Annotated in this window: 13 protein-coding genes; 6 read left to right on the plus strand and 7 right to left on the minus strand. The window is 60.3% G+C overall.

Annotation, left to right across the window (positions count from 1 at the left end):
* Positions 1-92: 92 nt before the first annotated feature.
* From carB to dapB, 3 genes are all read right to left on the minus strand, one after another.
* Positions 93-3,317, minus strand: coding sequence for a carbamoyl-phosphate synthase large subunit (gene carB / locus AACR93_RS06220; RefSeq protein WP_033113583.1), 3,225 nt, complete (start codon positions 3,315-3,317; stop codon positions 93-95).
* A gap of 20 nt (positions 3,318-3,337) precedes the next feature.
* On the minus strand, positions 3,338-4,474 hold the full coding sequence (carA, locus tag AACR93_RS06225; RefSeq protein ID WP_043849488.1) for a glutamine-hydrolyzing carbamoyl-phosphate synthase small subunit: 1,137 nt from the start codon (positions 4,472-4,474) through the stop codon (positions 3,338-3,340).
* 667 nt (positions 4,475-5,141) lie between these two features.
* A complete protein-coding gene (gene dapB / locus AACR93_RS06230) occupies positions 5,142-5,954 on the minus strand; it encodes a 4-hydroxy-tetrahydrodipicolinate reductase (protein ID WP_041208985.1) in 813 nt (270 codons plus the stop codon).
* 332 nt (positions 5,955-6,286) lie between these two features.
* On the opposite strand from dapB, the gene AACR93_RS06235 reads away from it, so the two are divergent.
* The 4 genes from AACR93_RS06235 to serA all read left to right on the plus strand — a co-directional run bounded on the left by AACR93_RS06235 (position 6,287) and on the right by serA (position 10,595).
* The gene (locus tag AACR93_RS06235) at positions 6,287-7,612 is read left to right on the plus strand and encodes a Na+/H+ antiporter NhaC family protein (protein WP_041208560.1); all 1,326 of its coding nucleotides are present in this window, start codon (positions 6,287-6,289) and stop codon (positions 7,610-7,612) included.
* Positions 7,613-7,730: 118 nt separating this feature from the next.
* Positions 7,731-8,327: a 5-formyltetrahydrofolate cyclo-ligase gene (locus AACR93_RS06240; protein WP_043849489.1), complete on the plus strand. Its 597-nt coding sequence runs from the start codon at positions 7,731-7,733 to the stop codon at positions 8,325-8,327.
* 173 nt (positions 8,328-8,500) lie between these two features.
* Positions 8,501-9,154, plus strand: a complete 654-nt coding sequence (gene rpiA / locus AACR93_RS06245; RefSeq protein WP_043849490.1) for a ribose-5-phosphate isomerase RpiA — start codon at positions 8,501-8,503, stop codon at positions 9,152-9,154.
* A 208-nt stretch (positions 9,155-9,362) separates the two neighbouring features.
* Positions 9,363-10,595, plus strand: a complete 1,233-nt coding sequence (serA, locus tag AACR93_RS06250) for a phosphoglycerate dehydrogenase (protein WP_043849491.1) — start codon at positions 9,363-9,365, stop codon at positions 10,593-10,595.
* 133 nt (positions 10,596-10,728) lie between these two features.
* Here serA and AACR93_RS06255 read toward each other — a convergent pair whose 3' ends face one another.
* Complete coding sequence (locus tag AACR93_RS06255) at positions 10,729-11,109, minus strand: diacylglycerol kinase (protein ID WP_033114340.1); 381 nt, start codon at positions 11,107-11,109, stop codon at positions 10,729-10,731.
* A gap of 144 nt (positions 11,110-11,253) precedes the next feature.
* On the opposite strand from AACR93_RS06255, the gene AACR93_RS06260 reads away from it, so the two are divergent.
* Complete coding sequence (locus AACR93_RS06260; protein WP_043849492.1) at positions 11,254-12,321, plus strand: 3-deoxy-7-phosphoheptulonate synthase; 1,068 nt, start codon at positions 11,254-11,256, stop codon at positions 12,319-12,321.
* 533 nt (positions 12,322-12,854) lie between these two features.
* Here the strand turns inward: AACR93_RS06260 and AACR93_RS06265 are convergent.
* The 3 genes from AACR93_RS06265 to AACR93_RS06275 form a co-directional block, all read right to left on the minus strand.
* The gene (locus tag AACR93_RS06265) at positions 12,855-13,640 is read right to left on the minus strand and encodes an ATP-binding cassette domain-containing protein (RefSeq protein ID WP_043849493.1); all 786 of its coding nucleotides are present in this window, start codon (positions 13,638-13,640) and stop codon (positions 12,855-12,857) included.
* Positions 13,627-14,634 (minus strand): vitamin B12 ABC transporter permease BtuC, encoded by a 1,008-nt coding sequence (gene btuC, locus AACR93_RS06270; RefSeq protein ID WP_043849494.1) that lies wholly within the window; start codon positions 14,632-14,634, stop codon positions 13,627-13,629. Before btuC ends, AACR93_RS06265 begins: the two co-directional genes overlap by 14 nt.
* Positions 14,635-14,736: 102 nt before the next feature.
* Complete coding sequence (locus AACR93_RS06275; RefSeq protein WP_043849495.1) at positions 14,737-15,471, minus strand: substrate-binding periplasmic protein; 735 nt, start codon at positions 15,469-15,471, stop codon at positions 14,737-14,739.
* 112 nt (positions 15,472-15,583) lie between these two features.
* Here AACR93_RS06275 and AACR93_RS06280 point away from each other — a divergent pair, with 112 nt between their 5' ends.
* The gene (locus AACR93_RS06280) at positions 15,584-15,940 is read left to right on the plus strand and encodes a DMT family protein (protein WP_043849496.1); all 357 of its coding nucleotides are present in this window, start codon (positions 15,584-15,586) and stop codon (positions 15,938-15,940) included.
* The last annotated feature ends 33 nt before the right edge of the window (positions 15,941-15,973 follow it).

The following is a 15,973-nucleotide window of genomic DNA, read 5'->3' on the forward strand; positions in this document are numbered from 1 at the left end:
TCGTCATAAAAAAGCCCCCGCCATTGCTGGCGGGGGCTTGTCATCTATGTGGTGCCATCTATGCAGAGCGAGTCTGGCTCGCTCGCAGAGCGTTAGCGGTTGTTCACTCGCTCGTGCAGCTCCTGCACCGAGTTGACACTGGCTGTGGCATCCACGCTGATGGCCATGCAGGTCGCGAATGCCTCGTTCATGGTGGTGGTATACGCCACCTTGTTCTGCAGGGCGGCGCGGCGCAGCTGCTTGGAGTCCTCGATGGCCACCCGCCCTTCGGCGGTGTTGACGATGTAGGTGTACTCGCCATTCTTGATGCGGTCGAGAATATGCGGGCGACCTTCGTGCACCTTATTGACCAGACGCGGGTTGATGCTCGCTTCGCCCAACGCGACAGCAGTGCCGTGGGTGGCGTCGAGCTCGTAACCCAGCTCCAGCAGCTTGGCGGCCAAATCGACCACCTGTGCCTTGTCACTGTGACGCACAGACAAGAGGGCGCGCCCCTCTTTCGGTACGGCGTGGTTGGCACCCAGCTGCGCCTTGGCATAAGCCTCGGCAAAGCTGCTGCCTACACCCATCACTTCGCCGGTGGAGCGCATCTCCGGCCCCAGCAGCGGGTCAACCCCCGGGAACTTGGCGAACGGCAGCACAACCTCTTTCACCGAGTAGTAGGGCGGGATGATCTCTTTGGTAAAGCCCTGCTCTTTCAGGCTCTGACCGGCCATCACGCGGGCGGCAATCTTGGCCAGCGGCGCACCGGTCGCCTTGGAGACGAACGGCACGGTACGGGCGGCACGCGGGTTCACCTCGATGAGGTAGATGTCATTGCCCTTGACCGCGAACTGCACGTTCATCAGGCCGATAACGCCGAGCTCCAGCGCCAGTTTGCGCACCTGCTCGCGGATCTCGTCCTGAATCTTCTTGGACAAGGTGTAAGGAGGCAGGGAGCAGCCGGAGTCACCGGAGTGGATACCTGCCTGCTCGATGTGCTCCATGATGCCGCCGATGACTACATCGGTACCGTCGCAGATGGCATCCACGTCCAGCTCGGTGGCATCGTCCAGGAAGCGGTCCAGCAGCACCGGCGATTCGTTGGAGACGCTCACCGCTTCGGCGAAGTAGCGACGCAGGTCGGTCTCGTCGTAGACGATCTCCATGGCGCGGCCACCCAGCACGTAGGAGGGGCGAACCACCAGCGGGTAGGTGATGCGCTCGGCCACCACAACCGCCTGTTCCAGCGCGGTGACGGTGCCGTTTTCCGGCTGCTTGAGGCCAAGGCGCTCGACGGCAGACTGGAAGCGCTCGCGGTCTTCGGCGCGGTCGATGGCATCCGGGCTGGTACCGATAATCGGCACGCCGTTGGCTTCCAGTGCACGGGCCAGCTTCAGCGGGGTCTGGCCACCGTACTGGACGATAACGCCCTTGGGTTTCTCGATGCGCACAATTTCCAGCACATCTTCCAGGGTCACCGGCTCGAAGTAGAGGCGATCCGAGGTGTCGTAATCGGTGGAGACGGTCTCCGGGTTGCAGTTGACCATGATGGTCTCGTAACCGTCTTCGCGCAGGGCCAGCGCCGCGTGTACGCAGCAGTAGTCAAACTCGATGCCCTGACCGATACGGTTCGGGCCGCCACCGATGACCATGATCTTGTCGCGGTCGGTGGGGTTGGCCTCGCACTCTTCGTCATAGCTGGAGTACATGTAGGCGGTGTTGGTGGCGAACTCGGCGGCGCAGGTATCGACCCGCTTGTAGACCGGGAAGATGTTGTGGCGGGCACGCAGCTTGCGCACTTCCCCTTCGGCCACACCGAGGATCTTGGCCAGACGTGCATCGGCAAAGCCCTTGCGCTTGAGGGCGCGCAGGAAGTCGGCATCGAGACCGGCCATGCCGCGCTCTTTCACCTCTTCTTCCAGCTTCACCAGCTCTTCAATCTGCACCAGGAACCAGGGGTCAATCTTGGTCAGCTTGAAGATGCCGTCCATGGAGAGGCCTGCGCGGAAGGCGTCGGCGATGTAGAAGATACGCTCGGCACCGGCATCCTGCAGCTCGTGACGGATGCGGGTCAGGGAGTCCGGGGCGTTCAGATCCACCATGGGGTCGAAGCCCGCCTTGCCGGTTTCGAGACCGCGCAGCGCCTTGTGCAGGGACTCCTGGAAGTTGCGACCGATGGCCATCACTTCGCCGACGGACTTCATCTGGGTGGTCAGACGGTCGTTGGCACCGGCGAACTTCTCGAAGTTGAAGCGCGGCACCTTGGTCACCACGTAGTCGATGGCCGGCTCGAAGGAAGCCGGAGTACGACCGCCGGTGATGTCGTTCATCAGCTCGTCCAGGGTGTAACCGATGGCAAGCTTGGCGGCGATCTTGGCGATGGGGAAACCGGTCGCCTTGGAGGCCAGCGCAGAGGAGCGCGACACCCGCGGGTTCATCTCGATGATGACCATGCGGCCATCTTTCGGGTTGATACCGAACTGGACGTTGGAGCCGCCGGTTTCGACACCGATCTCGCGCAGCACCGCCATGGAGGCGTTGCGCATCAGCTGGTACTCCTTGTCGGTCAGCGTCTGGGCTGGTGCGACCGTGATGGAGTCACCGGTGTGGATACCCATGGGGTCGAAGTTTTCGATGGCGCAGACGATGATGCAGTTGTCGTTGCGATCCCGCACCACTTCCATCTCGTACTCTTTCCAGCCGATCAGCGACTCGTCGATGAGCAGCTCTTTGGTCGGGGAGAGATCCAGACCGCGCTCGCAGATCTCGACGAACTCTTCGGTGTTGTAGGCGATGCCGCCACCGGAGCCACCCATGGTGAAGGAGGGACGGATGATGCAGGGGAAACCGACCATCTGCTGCACGCCCCACGCCTCTTCCATGTTGTGGGCGATACCGGCACGCGGGCACTCGAGGCCAATGCTGCGCATTGCCTTGTCAAAGCGGGAGCGATCTTCGGCCTTGTCGATGGCATCGGCAGTGGCGCCGATCATCTCGACGCCGAACTCGGCCAGCACGCCGTGCTTCTCCAGTGCCAGTGCGCAGTTGAGCGCAGTCTGGCCGCCCATGGTGGGCAGGATGGCGTCCGGACGCTCTTTCTTGATGATTTCGCGCACTACTTCCCAGGTGATGGGCTCGATGTAGGTAGCGTCCGCCATCTCCGGGTCGGTCATGATGGTGGCCGGGTTGGAGTTGACCAGAATGACGCGGTAACCCTCCTCGCGCAGGGCTTTGCACGCCTGGGCGCCGGAGTAGTCAAATTCGCAGGCCTGGCCGATGACAATGGGGCCGGCGCCGAGGATCAGGATGCTCTGAAGGTCGTTACGTTTTGGCATGAAACTCTTTCCTCTATTCCTTAGGCGCGATACTGCTTAATCAATTCAATAAAGTGGTCAAAGAGACCGGCACAATCGTGCGGGCCCGGGCTCGCCTCGGGGTGACCCTGGAAGCTGAAGGCCGGACGGTCGGTGCGATGGATGCCTTGCAGCGACCCGTCGAACAGGGAGACGTGGGTGGCGCGCAGGCAATCCGGCAGGCTGTTCTCATCTACCGCAAAACCGTGGTTCTGGGCGGTGATCATCACTGTGTTGTCGTCCAGACTCTTCACCGGGTGGTTGGCACCGTGGTGGCCGAACTTCATCTTGATGGTCTTGGCGCCGGAGGCCAGACCCAGCAGCTGGTGTCCCAGACAGATACCGAACACCGGCGTGTTGGTATTAAGGAAGGTCTTGATGGCTTCGATGGCGTAGTCGCACGGCTCGGGGTCGCCGGGGCCGTTGGAGAGGAAGATGCCATCCGGGTTCAGCGCCAGTACCTCGGCAGCCGGGGTCTTAGCCGGCACTACGGTCAGGCGGCAGCCACGGTCCACCAGCATCCGCAGGATGTTGCGCTTGACGCCAAAGTCATAGGCCACCACGTGGTATTTCAGCTGGTCGGCAGCCGGGGTGACGTGCCCCTTGCCGAGCTGCCAGCTGCCCTCGGTCCAGTTGTACGCTTCACCAACCGTCACCTCTTTGGCCAGGTCCATCCCCTTCAGACCGGGGAAGGCGCGGGCCTGTTCGAGAGCATAGGCCTCATCGACTTGCTTGCCGGCCAGAATGCAGCCAGCCTGGGCGCCTTTCTCGCGCAGGATGCGGGTCAGTTTGCGGGTGTCGATGTCGGCGATGCCAACGATATTGTGAGACTTGAGGTATTCGGAGAGGGATTGCTGATTGCGGAAATTGGAGGCAAGTATCGGAAGGTCCCGGATGATCAATCCCTGAGCATGGATTTGACTGGACTCTTCATCTTCGCTGTTGGTGCCGGTGTTGCCTATATGGGGGTAAGTGAGGGTGACTATCTGACGGGAATAAGAGGGATCGGTGAGGATTTCCTGATAGCCCGTCATCGACGTATTGAAAACCACTTCACCAACGGAACATCCCTCGGCGCCTATCGACACGCCTTTGAATACAGTTCCATCTTCCAGCACTAGCAATGCAGTGTGATTCAAGACAACCTCCAGTTATTTAGCTTTAAATTCAGCAATTTACCTGGGTGTTGCGGGCTCGGTTCCGGCCTTGGACAGGACTCGAACCCGGCAGATTTCTGGCAAATTGGGCGCATTCTACTTAAAAAAAGTGGCATTTCAACGTCTTTTCTCAGATGAAATGCATCTAAATTCAATAAAAAAGCAACATTACCCATTATCTATGCACTCAATTGCTTTTCAAGCCCCTGCAGCAAAAGAAAATTTGAAACCAAACCAAAAACCTTCGCAAACCACGACAAAACAGACGAGATATGACATTAAGCCCTTTAAAAACAAAACACTAAAAAACATCACAAGAACAACCAAAGTGCATATTCGTACCTTTCACATGTAGTTTTGTTGACACAAAAAACAGCAAACGTTTTTCTGTGTTTGAATTTTTAGTCTATTTAGGGTGATGTGAAAAAATGGCTATAGACGCCGTAAATGCATCAAAGATTGTTACCTTGTGATGACATTTCAAGGCAACAAAAGGAGCGAACAAAATAAAATGAGTGTTTTTGCCAGACTGAGCCGAAATAATCGCACTAACCATTATTTGTGTAACTTTTCGCTCAGCAGACAGCAAAAACCCCGGCAAGCCGGGGTTTGGTCAGACAGGATAATCAGACAGAAGAAAGCGGAAGAATCACTTCAGATTGAGCACATCCTGCATGTCATAAAGACCGGCGCCCTGCTGGCGCAGCCACTTGCCGGCGCGCACTGCACCGTTGGCAAAGGTCAGACGGCTGGAGGCCTTGTGGCTGATCTCTACCCGCTCGCCGATATCGGCAAACATGACGGTGTGCTCACCCACCAGATCGCCGGCGCGGATGGTGGCAAAGCCGATGGTGTTGCGGTCCCGCTCGCCGGTGATCCCCTCGCGGCCATAGACGGCGCACTCTTTCAGATCCCGGCCCAGCGTCTTGGCCACCACCTCGCCCATGGAGAGGGCGGTACCGGACGGCGCATCCACCTTGTGGCGATGGTGGCCTTCGATGATTTCGATGTCGGTATAGTCGCCCATCACCTTGGCGGCCTGCTCCAGCAGTTTGAACACCAGATTGACCCCGACCGAGTAGTTGGAGGCGAACACGATACCGATCTGCTTGCCTGCCTCTTTAAGGGCGGCCTTGCCTGCCTCGTCAAAGCCGGTGGTGCCGATCACCATCTGCTTGTTGTGGGCCAGCGCAAAGGCCAGATTGGCCAGGGTCACCTCGGGACGGGTGAAGTCGATGATGAGGTCGAACTGGTCGCGCACCTTGTCGAGGCTGTCGCTAATCGCCACACCCAGATGGCCCAGCCCGTTGAGATCGCCCGCATCCAGACCGATCACCGCCGACCCCGGCCGCTCCAGCGCAGCGCCAACCACCACCCCTTCGGTGTTGGTGACAGCCTCCAGCAGCACCTTGCCCATACGACCATTACAGCCCATCACGGCCACACGGATCGGATTGTCCATCTCCACCCTCTCATCTCTTTTAATTATGGAAAGAGACCGTTTTACCAGCCTGCGTCTGCTTTGAAAAGCCCGCCGTGCGCCAGCAGACCACTCCGACAAATAGACAGATTTTTCTTTTAAATCCGAATATTTAACGGATTTAATCAGAACAGCCAAATCGACTAACAAAAAACCTTATCCATCTGGACGTCTATCTTGACCGGGCGGGGTTGACTCACTACTGTGGGCCCCCCGATGCGGCAGGATGCCCGCGCTGTTTTCCCCTATCCCGATCCGATAAAGGCACAAAGCAGTTCACGACAGGAGGTCATTGTTCAATTTCAGAGGAACACATGATCCAGACCCAACCCAGTGCCAGGGCCTTGCTGCCGCTACTGGTCTTTCTCGCACTCTTTATCGGTACCGGTACCTGGCTGACCCTGCAAGGGGTCGAGTTCGCCTTCTATCAACTGCCCGCCCCTGTTGCCGCCCTGCCAGCCGTGATGCTGGCGCTGCTGCTTGGCAAAGAGGGCTTCAACAGCAATCTGGAGACCTTCTTCAAAGGGGTCGGCCACAGCAACATCATGGCGATGTGCCTTATCTATCTGCTGGCGGGCGCCTTTGCCAGCGTGGCCAAGGCCACTGGCGGCGTTGACGCCACCGTGGCGCTCGGTCTGTCGCTTATCCCAGGCTGGGCGCTGCTGCCCGGGCTGTTCCTCATCTCCGCCTTTATTGCTACTGCCATGGGTACCTCCATGGGCACCATAGGTGCCGTGGCACCGGTGGCCCTAGGCGTGGCGCAGGCTGCCGGTATCGATCCTGTGCTGATGGCAGGCACCATCCTCTCCGGCGCCATGTTTGGCGACAACCTCTCCATCATCTCCGACACCACCATAGCGGCGACCCGCAGTCAGGGGTGCGAGATGAAGGACAAGTTCCGCGAAAACTTCAAGATTGCCGCCCCTGCTGCCATTGCGGTGATCCTGCTCTATCTGGCGCTCGGCTCCGTCGGCGCGGCGCCCGCCAAGGCCGGGGCAGTTGACCTGCTCAAGGTGATGCCCTACCTGCTGATCCTCGGTCTGGCGCTCTCTGGCATGAACGTGTTCGTGGTGCTGGGGATCGGCATTGTCGCCGCTGGCGCCGTCGGCATGATCAATGGCTACGCCATCGGCCAGTTCAGCAAGGATATCTATCAGGGCTTTACCGGCATGCAGGAGATCTTCCTGCTCTCCATGCTCATCGGCGGCCTCGGCGCCCTGATGGAGCGTCAGGGTGGTCTGGCCTGGATCAGCGATCGCATCGGCGCCCTGATTGCCCGCTTTACCCGCAGCCACCATGGCGAGCAGAACGAGAAAGCGGCCGAACTCGGCATCGCCGGGGTGGTGAGCCTCACCAACCTCTGCACCGCCAACAATACCGTCGCCATTATCGTTGCGAGCAAGGTCGCCCGCGATCTGGCCGAACACCACGGCGTCACCCCGCGCCGCGCCGCCTCCATGCTGGATATCTTCTCCTGCGTGATCCAGGGGCTCATCCCCTGGGGGGCACAGGCGCTGCTGCTGGGATCCATCTTCGCCCTGTCGCCACTGGCGGTAGTGAGCATGAGCTTCTACCCGATGGCGCTGGCACTGGCCGCGCTGGTCGCCGTCTTTGTCAAACATCAGATGCGCCAGCGTTGATCCTGCGGGTACCGGCCCTCGCCGGTACCCGCTTTTCACCCCGTCCCCACGAGAGAATATGTTAAGGTAAGGGCCATGTACGCCCTGCCGTCCATTGCAGTCAGCCCGGAGGTTCCCCATGCAAGAGTCCCAGCCCGAACGTCAATCTCTTCGCCAACTGGTACGTCAACGCAGAAAGAGCCTTAGCCCGCTCGAACAGCAGCAGGCAGCCCAACAGCTGCTGAGCCAGTTCAAACAGCACCCCGAGATCCTCGCCGCCAAGCGCATTGCCCTCTATCTGGCCAATGACGGGGAGATCAATCCCCTGCCCGCCATCCACTGGCTGTGGGCCCAGCAGAAAGAGGTCTATCTGCCGGTGCTCCACCCTTTTACCCCCGGTCACCTGCTCTTCTTGCGCTACACCGCCACCAGCCCCATGGTGCGTAATCGCTATGGCATCGAAGAGCCCGAGCTGGATATGCAGCAGGTGGTGCCCCACAGCACCCTCGATCTCATCTGCACCCCGCTGGTCGCCTTCGATGGCGATGGCAATCGCCTCGGCATGGGGGGCGGCTACTACGATCGCACCCTCGCCATCTGGCATGAGCACAGGATGGGCCCCAAGCCGCTGGGGATTGCCCACGACTGCCAGCAGGTGGATGCGGTGCCGCAGGAGGTGTGGGATGTGCCGCTGCCGCAGATCATCACCCCGAGCCGCTGCTGGCGCTTTGAATAAGCGGTTGCAGGCTACCAACAGGGGGGCCGGCTCCCCTTCTGTGCGCGCAAACGCAGAATAAACAGGCAAACGATTTACTTCCTGCCCCTTTTTGCCCCGGAACGTGAGCAACATGGTCGCGACGGGCGATGGGGTTGGATATAATGCGCCCGCTTTTTTCTTAAGGAACGATCATGACTCAAGATGAAATGAAGAAGGCGGCCGGTTGGGCTGCGCTCAAGTATGTGGTTCCCGGCACCATCGTCGGGGTGGGCACCGGCTCTACCGTCAACCACTTTATCGACGCGCTGGCGACCATGAAGGACGAGATCAAGGGGGCGGTATCCAGCTCCGTGGCCTCTACCGAACGCCTCAAGGGCTTCGGCATCACCGTGTATGATCTCAACGAGATCGACGCCCTCTCCGTCTACGTGGATGGCGCCGACGAGATCAACGGCACCCGTGACATGATCAAGGGCGGCGGCGCAGCCCTGACCCGCGAGAAAATTGTCGCCGCCGTGGCCGACAAGTTCATCTGCATCATCGACAACACCAAAACCGTCGACGTGCTCGGCAAGTTCCCGCTGCCGGTCGAAGTGATCCCCATGGCCCGCGAATACGTCGCCCGCGAAATCCGCAAACTGGGCGGCAACCCGGTCTGGCGTGAAGGCGTGGTCACCGACAACGGCAACCACATCCTGGATGTGAAGGATATGGCCATTACCGATGCCAAAGGGCTGGAAGTACAGCTCAACGCCATCGTTGGCGTGGTCACCAACGGCCTGTTCGCCCACCGTGGCGCAGACGTGGTGGTGATCGGCACCCCGGAAGGCGTGGTTATCCAGTAATCCCCCAGCGGATGCAAGACGGCGCCTCATGGCGCCGTTTTTATTTATTCCTCAACAAGTTGCAAAGCCCTGTTTACAACAATCGTTGATAACTTCAAAGAATTTGACTTTCGTCACAAATATTCCCTCTCCCAAACGTTTTTGCTACTTTACGGTTTTCTTCGCACACCAAATCTGCACTTACGTTTGCACATACAGAGGGATCGTCATGACCGCCAAGTTTTCATTGGACAAGGATAAAATCAAGGTACTGCTGCTGGAGGGGGTTCACCCCAACACCGTAGAGACCTTTCGTGCCGCAGGTTACACCAGTGTGGAGTATCTCAAGACCTCTCTCTCCGAAGAGGAGCTGATTGAGCGGGTTCGCGACGTCCACTTTATCGGGCTGCGCTCGCGCACCCAGATCACCGAGAAGGTACTCGATGCAGCCCCCAAACTGGTCGCCATCGGCTGCTTCTGCATCGGTACCAACCAAGTCGAGCTGGAAGCTGCCCAGATCCGCGGCATTCCGGTTTTCAACGCCCCCTTCTCCAACACCCGCTCGGTGGCCGAGCTGGTACTGGGCGAGATCCTGCTGCTGCTGCGCGGCATCCCCGAGAAGAACGCCAAGTGCCATCGCGGCGTGTGGGAGAAGCTGGCCAACCGCTCGGTGGAGGCGCGCGGCAAGAAGCTCGGCATCATCGGTTACGGCCACATCGGCACCCAGCTTGGTATCATCGCCGAGAGCATCGGCATGAAGGTCTACTACTACGACATCGAGAACAAGCTCTCGCTGGGCAACGCCATCCAGGTGCCCAATCTGGTGGAGCTGCTCAACATGTCCGATGTCATCAGCCTGCACGTGCCGGAAACCGCCTCTACCAAGGATCTCATCGGTGCCGAGCAGCTGCGGATGATGAAACCGGGCGCCGTCTTTATCAACGCCTCCCGCGGCACCGTGGTGGATATCGATGCGCTGGCTGACGTCATCAAGAGTGGCCATATCTCCGGCGCCGCCATCGACGTCTTCCCGAGCGAGCCCAAGTCCAACGACGAAGAGTTCCTCACCCCGCTGCGCGGGCTGGACAATGTCATCCTCACCCCCCACATCGGTGGCTCCACTCAGGAGGCGCAGGAGAACATCGGGCTGGAGGTGGCCAACAAGCTCATCAAGTACTCCGACAACGGCTCCACCCTCTCTGCCGTCAACTTCCCGGAAGTGTCGCTGCCGGGCCACAAGGGCTCCAGCCGCCTGCTGCACATTCACCGCAACCAGCCGGGGGTGATGAACCAGATCAACCAGATCTTCGCCGAAGAGGGGATCAACATCGCCGGTCAATACCTGCAGACCAGCAGCCATATCGGTTACGTGGTGATCGACGTGGAGACCGAGCACAGCGAGAAGGCGCTCGCCAAGCTCAAGGAGATCAACGGCACTATCCGTGCCCGCATCCTCCACTGACAGACCCTTATCTGCGCAGCAAAAAGCCCGTCGCGATGACGGGCTTTTTTATGATGCGATGCTCAACGCACGTCCGAGCCGTTGCTCCTTTCCCCCTTTTCCCCTCGTGGGAGAAGGGGGCAAGATATGTGCTCTACCACAATCCCAACAGATTGCGGCCTACCAGCGCCCCCCACACCAGCGCATTGAGGGCCAGCGCGATAAAGACGGCAGCAGAGCCCAAATCCTTGGCACGGCCGGAGAGCTCATGATGCTCGGGGCCGATGCGATCGACCACCGCCTCGACGGCGGAGTTGAGTACCTCGACGATCACCACCAGCCAGCTGATGATGATGAGCAGCAGGATCTGGTTGAGGGAGTCGCCAATCCAGAAGGCCAGCGGCATCAACAGCAGGATCAGCATAAGCTCCTGCCGAAACGCGGCCTCGTTGATCCAGGCTGACCTGAGTCCTTTCATGCTGTAACCGGCTGCATTGATGATGCGGGTGACCCCGGTTGCCCCTGGCTTTGCCACGCTATCTACCTCATTTGGAATCGATTTTGGCTTCACATCCTATCAGAGCCCCCCAAGGTTTCAATCGGTGGACTTTTGCTTTATTTTATCCCTTTGCATTTTCGCCCCCTGCGGCTGACACCACCCACTCGAGACTTGAGTTGTATGTCCATTCACACAGATGAATTGCGCACCCGTCGCCTGGAGTCACTGATCACTCCGAGCGAGCTTGCCCACGCGTTTCCGATCACCGACACCGTTGCCCAGAATCTGCTGGATGCCCGTCGCGAAGTGGAGGCCATTCTGGCCGGAGAAGATCAGCGCCTGCTGGTCATTGTCGGCCCCTGCTCCATCCACGATCCTGCGGCCGCCCGCGAATATGCCCAGCGCCTCAACGCCCTGCGCGAGCAGTATAAAGAGAGCCTCTGCATCGTGATGCGCACCTATTTCGAGAAGCCGCGCACCATCGTCGGCTGGAAAGGGCTCATCAACGATCCGCGCCTCGATGGCAGCTTCGATGTCAACGAAGGGCTGAAACTGGCGCGCAAGCTGCTGGTCGATATCAATGAGCTCGGCATGCCCACCGCTACCGAGTTCCTCGACATGGTGACCGGCCAGTACATTGCCGACCTCATCACCTGGGGCGCCATCGGCGCGCGTACCACCGAATCCCAGGTACACCGCGAGATGGCCTCAGCCCTCTCCTGCCCGGTCGGCTTCAAGAACGGCACCGACGGCAACACCCGCATCGCCATCGATGCGGTGCGCGCCGCCCGCCACAGCCACATCTTTTACTCCCCGGACAAGGACGGCAAGATGACCATCTACCGCACCGCCGGCAACCCCTTTGGTCATGTGATCCTGCGTGGCGGCCACCGCCCCAACTACGACACCGCCAGTATCGACGAAGCGTGCGAAGCGCTGGCCGATGTGGGCCTACCGGAGCGGCTGGTGGTCGACTTCAGCCACGGCAACAGCATGAAGGATCACCGTCGCCAGCTGCTGGTGGCGCAAGACATCTGCGATCAGCTGCGCCGCGGCCGCACCGGCATCGCCGGCATCATGGCCGAGAGCTTCCTGGTGGAAGGGCGGCAGGATGTGGAGAACGGCTGCGCGGCCACCTTCGGCCAGAGCATCACTGATGCCTGCCTGTCATGGAACGACACCGAAACCTTGCTGACCATGCTGGCCGAGGCAGCGCAGGTTCGGTTGGACAAAGCAAAACTGCGGTAACAGCTGCGGTATCACGCTTTGGCCAAAGCATCACCGATGCCTGTCTATCTTGCATGGAACGACACCGAAACCCTGCTGACCATGCTGGCAGAAGCGGCGCAGGTACGCCTGAGCAAGCTGGCGCGCTAACCCGCGTTACCCGAGATACACAAAGGGCCGGATATACGTGATATCCGGCCCTTTTTTTTGCCTGGCCACCCTTATCCGTTCGCGCAATCCCACTCGTCAGATCGGGCAACCCGCTCACAGGGCCCGCCACCGCCTGCAAACGGCCGACTCACTGCCAATATGATGGGTATAAATTTAATTTATGGATTTTCCCTACATGACCAAACTTTTACTTATACAGAGCCATTGACCACGCAGGCTGCTCCCGATTGGTCGCAGTATTCCGGTAGAGAGCAACTTCCGCTCAAGGGGATAAATTGGCAACCGGCACAAGGTGGAAATCGTGAAGCTGGGAGCCCCGGCAACAGGGAATACAGGCAAACAGAGAGCACATGCAGAGGCGCCCTTGTCGGCGCCTGCGTCACTCACAGCGTGGGCATAAACCAGACCCGCCCTGCCGCTTCGATGCGGTCGGTGCGGATCTGGAACACCTGCTCCAGCAGCGCCTCATCCACCAGCTCGACGCCCCCCTCGCGCACCACGGTGCCCTGTTGCAGGCAGAGAATGCGGTCGGCCCAGTCGATGGCCAGATTGATATCGTGGATGGCGAGCACCACCAGCAAACCCTGCCCGGCCAGGGTTTTCAGCAGCCGCAATAGGGCAAGCTGATGATGCAGGTCGAGCCCTGCCAGCGGCTCGTCCAGCAGCAGCACCTTGCCTGCCGGATTGAGGCTCGGCCACACCTGCAACAGAGTGCGGGCAATCAGCACCCGCTGCTGCTCGCCCCCCGACAACCTGCTGAAATCCCGGGCCAGCAAGCCATCCAGCTCCAGCGCCTGACACAAGGCGGTGATCGCCTCGTTCTGCCTGCTGGCCGAGGTGGTCTCGGCGAGCCCCAGACTAAGCACCTGAAACACCGGAATATGAAACAGCTGGGGCTGGCGCTGGGGCAACATGGCGCGCCGCTGCGCCAGCTCCGGCCAGCTCAGCTCCCCGACCGGCTCGCCATCGATCTGCACACTCCCGCCAGCCGGCAAGATGCCGGCCAGGGCGCCAAGCAGGGTCGATTTGCCACTGCCGTTGGGGCCGAGCAAAGCCACCAGCTGGCCGCCCTGCCAGCCGATATCGAGGGGGGCGAGCCGGTCGGCGACGGTGAGCCCCTGCGCGGCCAGCAGGGGAAGGCTTGGCCGCAGTTCATCACGAGGTGGCATGGGCATCTTGTCTCAGCAGCAGATAGATAAAGAGCGGCGCACCGACCGAGGCGGTGATGACGCCGATGGGCAGCTCGCCGGCATTCAAGGCGGAGCGTGCCACCAGATCGGCTGCCAGCAGCAGGGCCCCGCCGCCCAGCGCCGAGGCGGGCAGCAAAAAGCGCTGATCGCTGCCGCCACAGAGCCGCAGCAGATGGGGAACCACCAGCCCGACAAAACCGATGACGCCGCACAGGGATACCGCCAGTCCGGTGAGCAGGCAGACCGCCAGCACCAGCCGCACCCGCATCTTGTCCACATCCAGCCCCATCAGGCGGGCCTGGGTCTCCCCCAGCAACAACTGTTGCAGCACCTTGCCCTGGCGGCAGAGCCAGAGCAGGGTGAGCGGCAACAGCAGCCACCACCAGCCAAGCTGCTGGCTGCCATAGGAGAGGCTGCCCATCATCCAGAACATGAACTCGCGCAGCGAACTGTCGTCGGCAAAATAGAGCAGCCAGGTCATGGCGGCATTGGTGAGAATGCCGATGGCGACACCAAACAGCAGCAATCTGGCATGGCCCAGCCGGGCGCGCCGCGCCAGCCGAATGAGCAGCATGGTCACCAGCAGGGCGCCACCAAAGGCCGCCAGCGACAGCCCCCAGCCGGGCAGATAGACGCCAAGCGCCTTGGCCACCGCCATCGCCACCATGGCGGCCAGTCCGGCTCCACTAGACACGCCAAGCAGACCGGGTTCGGCCACCGGGTTGTGCAGCATCACCTGCAACACGGCGCCGCCACAGGCGAGAGCCGCCCCTGCCAGCAAGGCCAGCAGGGCACGCGGCAGACGCAGCTCCAGCAGAATGCGCTGCTCAAGTTCCCCCAGCGGCTGCCAGGGCAGCAGCACAAATTCACCCCAGGCGAGGGAGAAGAGAAAAAGCAGCAGGGTCAGCAGCAAGAGGCCAAGCAGCCAGCGCCGCTGCCAGCGCTGCTGACGCGCAACAAGTGAGAGATACAAGCAGGTTCCCCGCAACGAAAGAGGGTTTCTCCCCCGGCTGGCCACTCTGGCCGCGAAGGAGAATCGAGAAGGGGAATGATAACAGCGCCGTGCCACCCGAGGTCAAGGCTGATAGGGTCTGGCGATTTGCTGGATCTCGCCGTTTACCACCAGCGTTTGCAGCGCCTGCGCCAGCGGCAACTTGAGATCCTGATAGGGTGAGCGTTTGCTCATTCCGAGATACAGGGTGATGGGACGGGCTGGCCGGTAAGGGGCTTTGGCCAGGGCAAGGGCCGGTTCGCGGCTCAGGGCGTAATCGACCTGACAGTCAGTGCCAATCATCAGCGGCAGGTGGCCGCGCTGCACCATCCGCAGCAGCTGATCCTCGGTAGCGACCCCGTGCTTGTCGAGCCGGATGTCGCTGTCGAACGGTTCAAAGTAGGCGGAGTTGAGCACGAATCCCACCTTGACGCCCAGCAGGTGACTGTATTGATCGAGCCGGGCCACCTGCTCGCGCTTGCCATAGAAGGCGGGCCAGCACTGATAGTAGGCCGGTTGCAGGTAATCGATAAATTGTGCCCGCTCCGGGGTATGGGCCAGCCCAATCATCAGATCGACCTGTCCGGTCTGCATCTGCTTGAGCGCTCGCCCCCAGGGCATCCGTTTCACCTGCAGCCGGATGCCGCTCTCCTGCTCCAGCCGGTGCAGGATCTCGATATCGATCCCCTGCAGCTGTCCATCTGGCTGCAAAATGCGAAAGGGGGGCCAGACATCGGTCGCGACCGTCAGCGTCGGCATCGCATTGACCCACCCCGCGGCAAACAACAGTAACAGCACAATCCTGTATAACTTGCCCATTCCGCACCAACCTCGCACGGCTCATCCTGATTGCTTAAAAATACCCTGCCCCACCGCGTATGAAAACTATCGGTTCAGGGATAAAATGCGCCGAATTTGCGAGGAGAACCCAATGAACCCGATTTTCACCAGTATCGGTCTGCTGCTGTGCAGCAACGTCTTCATGACCTTCGCCTGGTACGCCCACCTCAAGAGCATGGATCACAAACCCTGGATCATCGCCGCCCTGGTGAGCTGGGGCATCGCCCTGTTCGAATACCTGCTGCAGGTGCCCGCCAACCGCATCGGCCATACCGTGCTCTCCGTGGGGCAGCTCAAGATCCTGCAGGAGGTGATCACCCTCACCGTGTTCGTCCCCTTCTCCATCTTCTATCTGAAAGAAGATCTGAAATGGGACTACCTGTGGGCAGGGCTCTGTATTCTGGGCGCCGTCTTTTTTGTCTTCCGCGAGAAACTGACCGGCGCCTGAGGCTGTACACTCAAGGACATTCGAAGTAATGGC

The sequence above is a fragment of the Aeromonas sp. L_1B5_3 genome, from assembly GCF_963866575.1.
GTDB lineage: Bacteria > Pseudomonadota > Gammaproteobacteria > Enterobacterales > Aeromonadaceae > Aeromonas > Aeromonas jandaei.

Coding starts and splice junctions, on each gene's coding strand:
- rpiA (WP_043849490.1), top strand. CDS start 8,501: ATGACTCAAGATGAAATGAAGAAGGCGGCCGGTTGGGCTGCGCTCAAG.
- AACR93_RS06265 (WP_043849493.1), bottom strand. CDS start 13,640: ATGCCACCTCGTGATGAACTGCGGCCAAGCCTTCCCCTGCTGGCCGCG.
- AACR93_RS06240 (WP_043849489.1), top strand. CDS start 7,731: ATGCAAGAGTCCCAGCCCGAACGTCAATCTCTTCGCCAACTGGTACGT.
- carB (WP_033113583.1), bottom strand. CDS start 3,317: ATGCCAAAACGTAACGACCTTCAGAGCATCCTGATCCTCGGCGCCGGC.
- AACR93_RS06260 (WP_043849492.1), top strand. CDS start 11,254: ATGTCCATTCACACAGATGAATTGCGCACCCGTCGCCTGGAGTCACTG.
- AACR93_RS06280 (WP_043849496.1), top strand. CDS start 15,584: ATGAACCCGATTTTCACCAGTATCGGTCTGCTGCTGTGCAGCAACGTC.
- dapB (WP_041208985.1), bottom strand. CDS start 5,954: ATGGACAATCCGATCCGTGTGGCCGTGATGGGCTGTAATGGTCGTATG.
- AACR93_RS06275 (WP_043849495.1), bottom strand. CDS start 15,471: ATGGGCAAGTTATACAGGATTGTGCTGTTACTGTTGTTTGCCGCGGGG.
- serA (WP_043849491.1), top strand. CDS start 9,363: ATGACCGCCAAGTTTTCATTGGACAAGGATAAAATCAAGGTACTGCTG.
- AACR93_RS06235 (WP_041208560.1), top strand. CDS start 6,287: ATGATCCAGACCCAACCCAGTGCCAGGGCCTTGCTGCCGCTACTGGTC.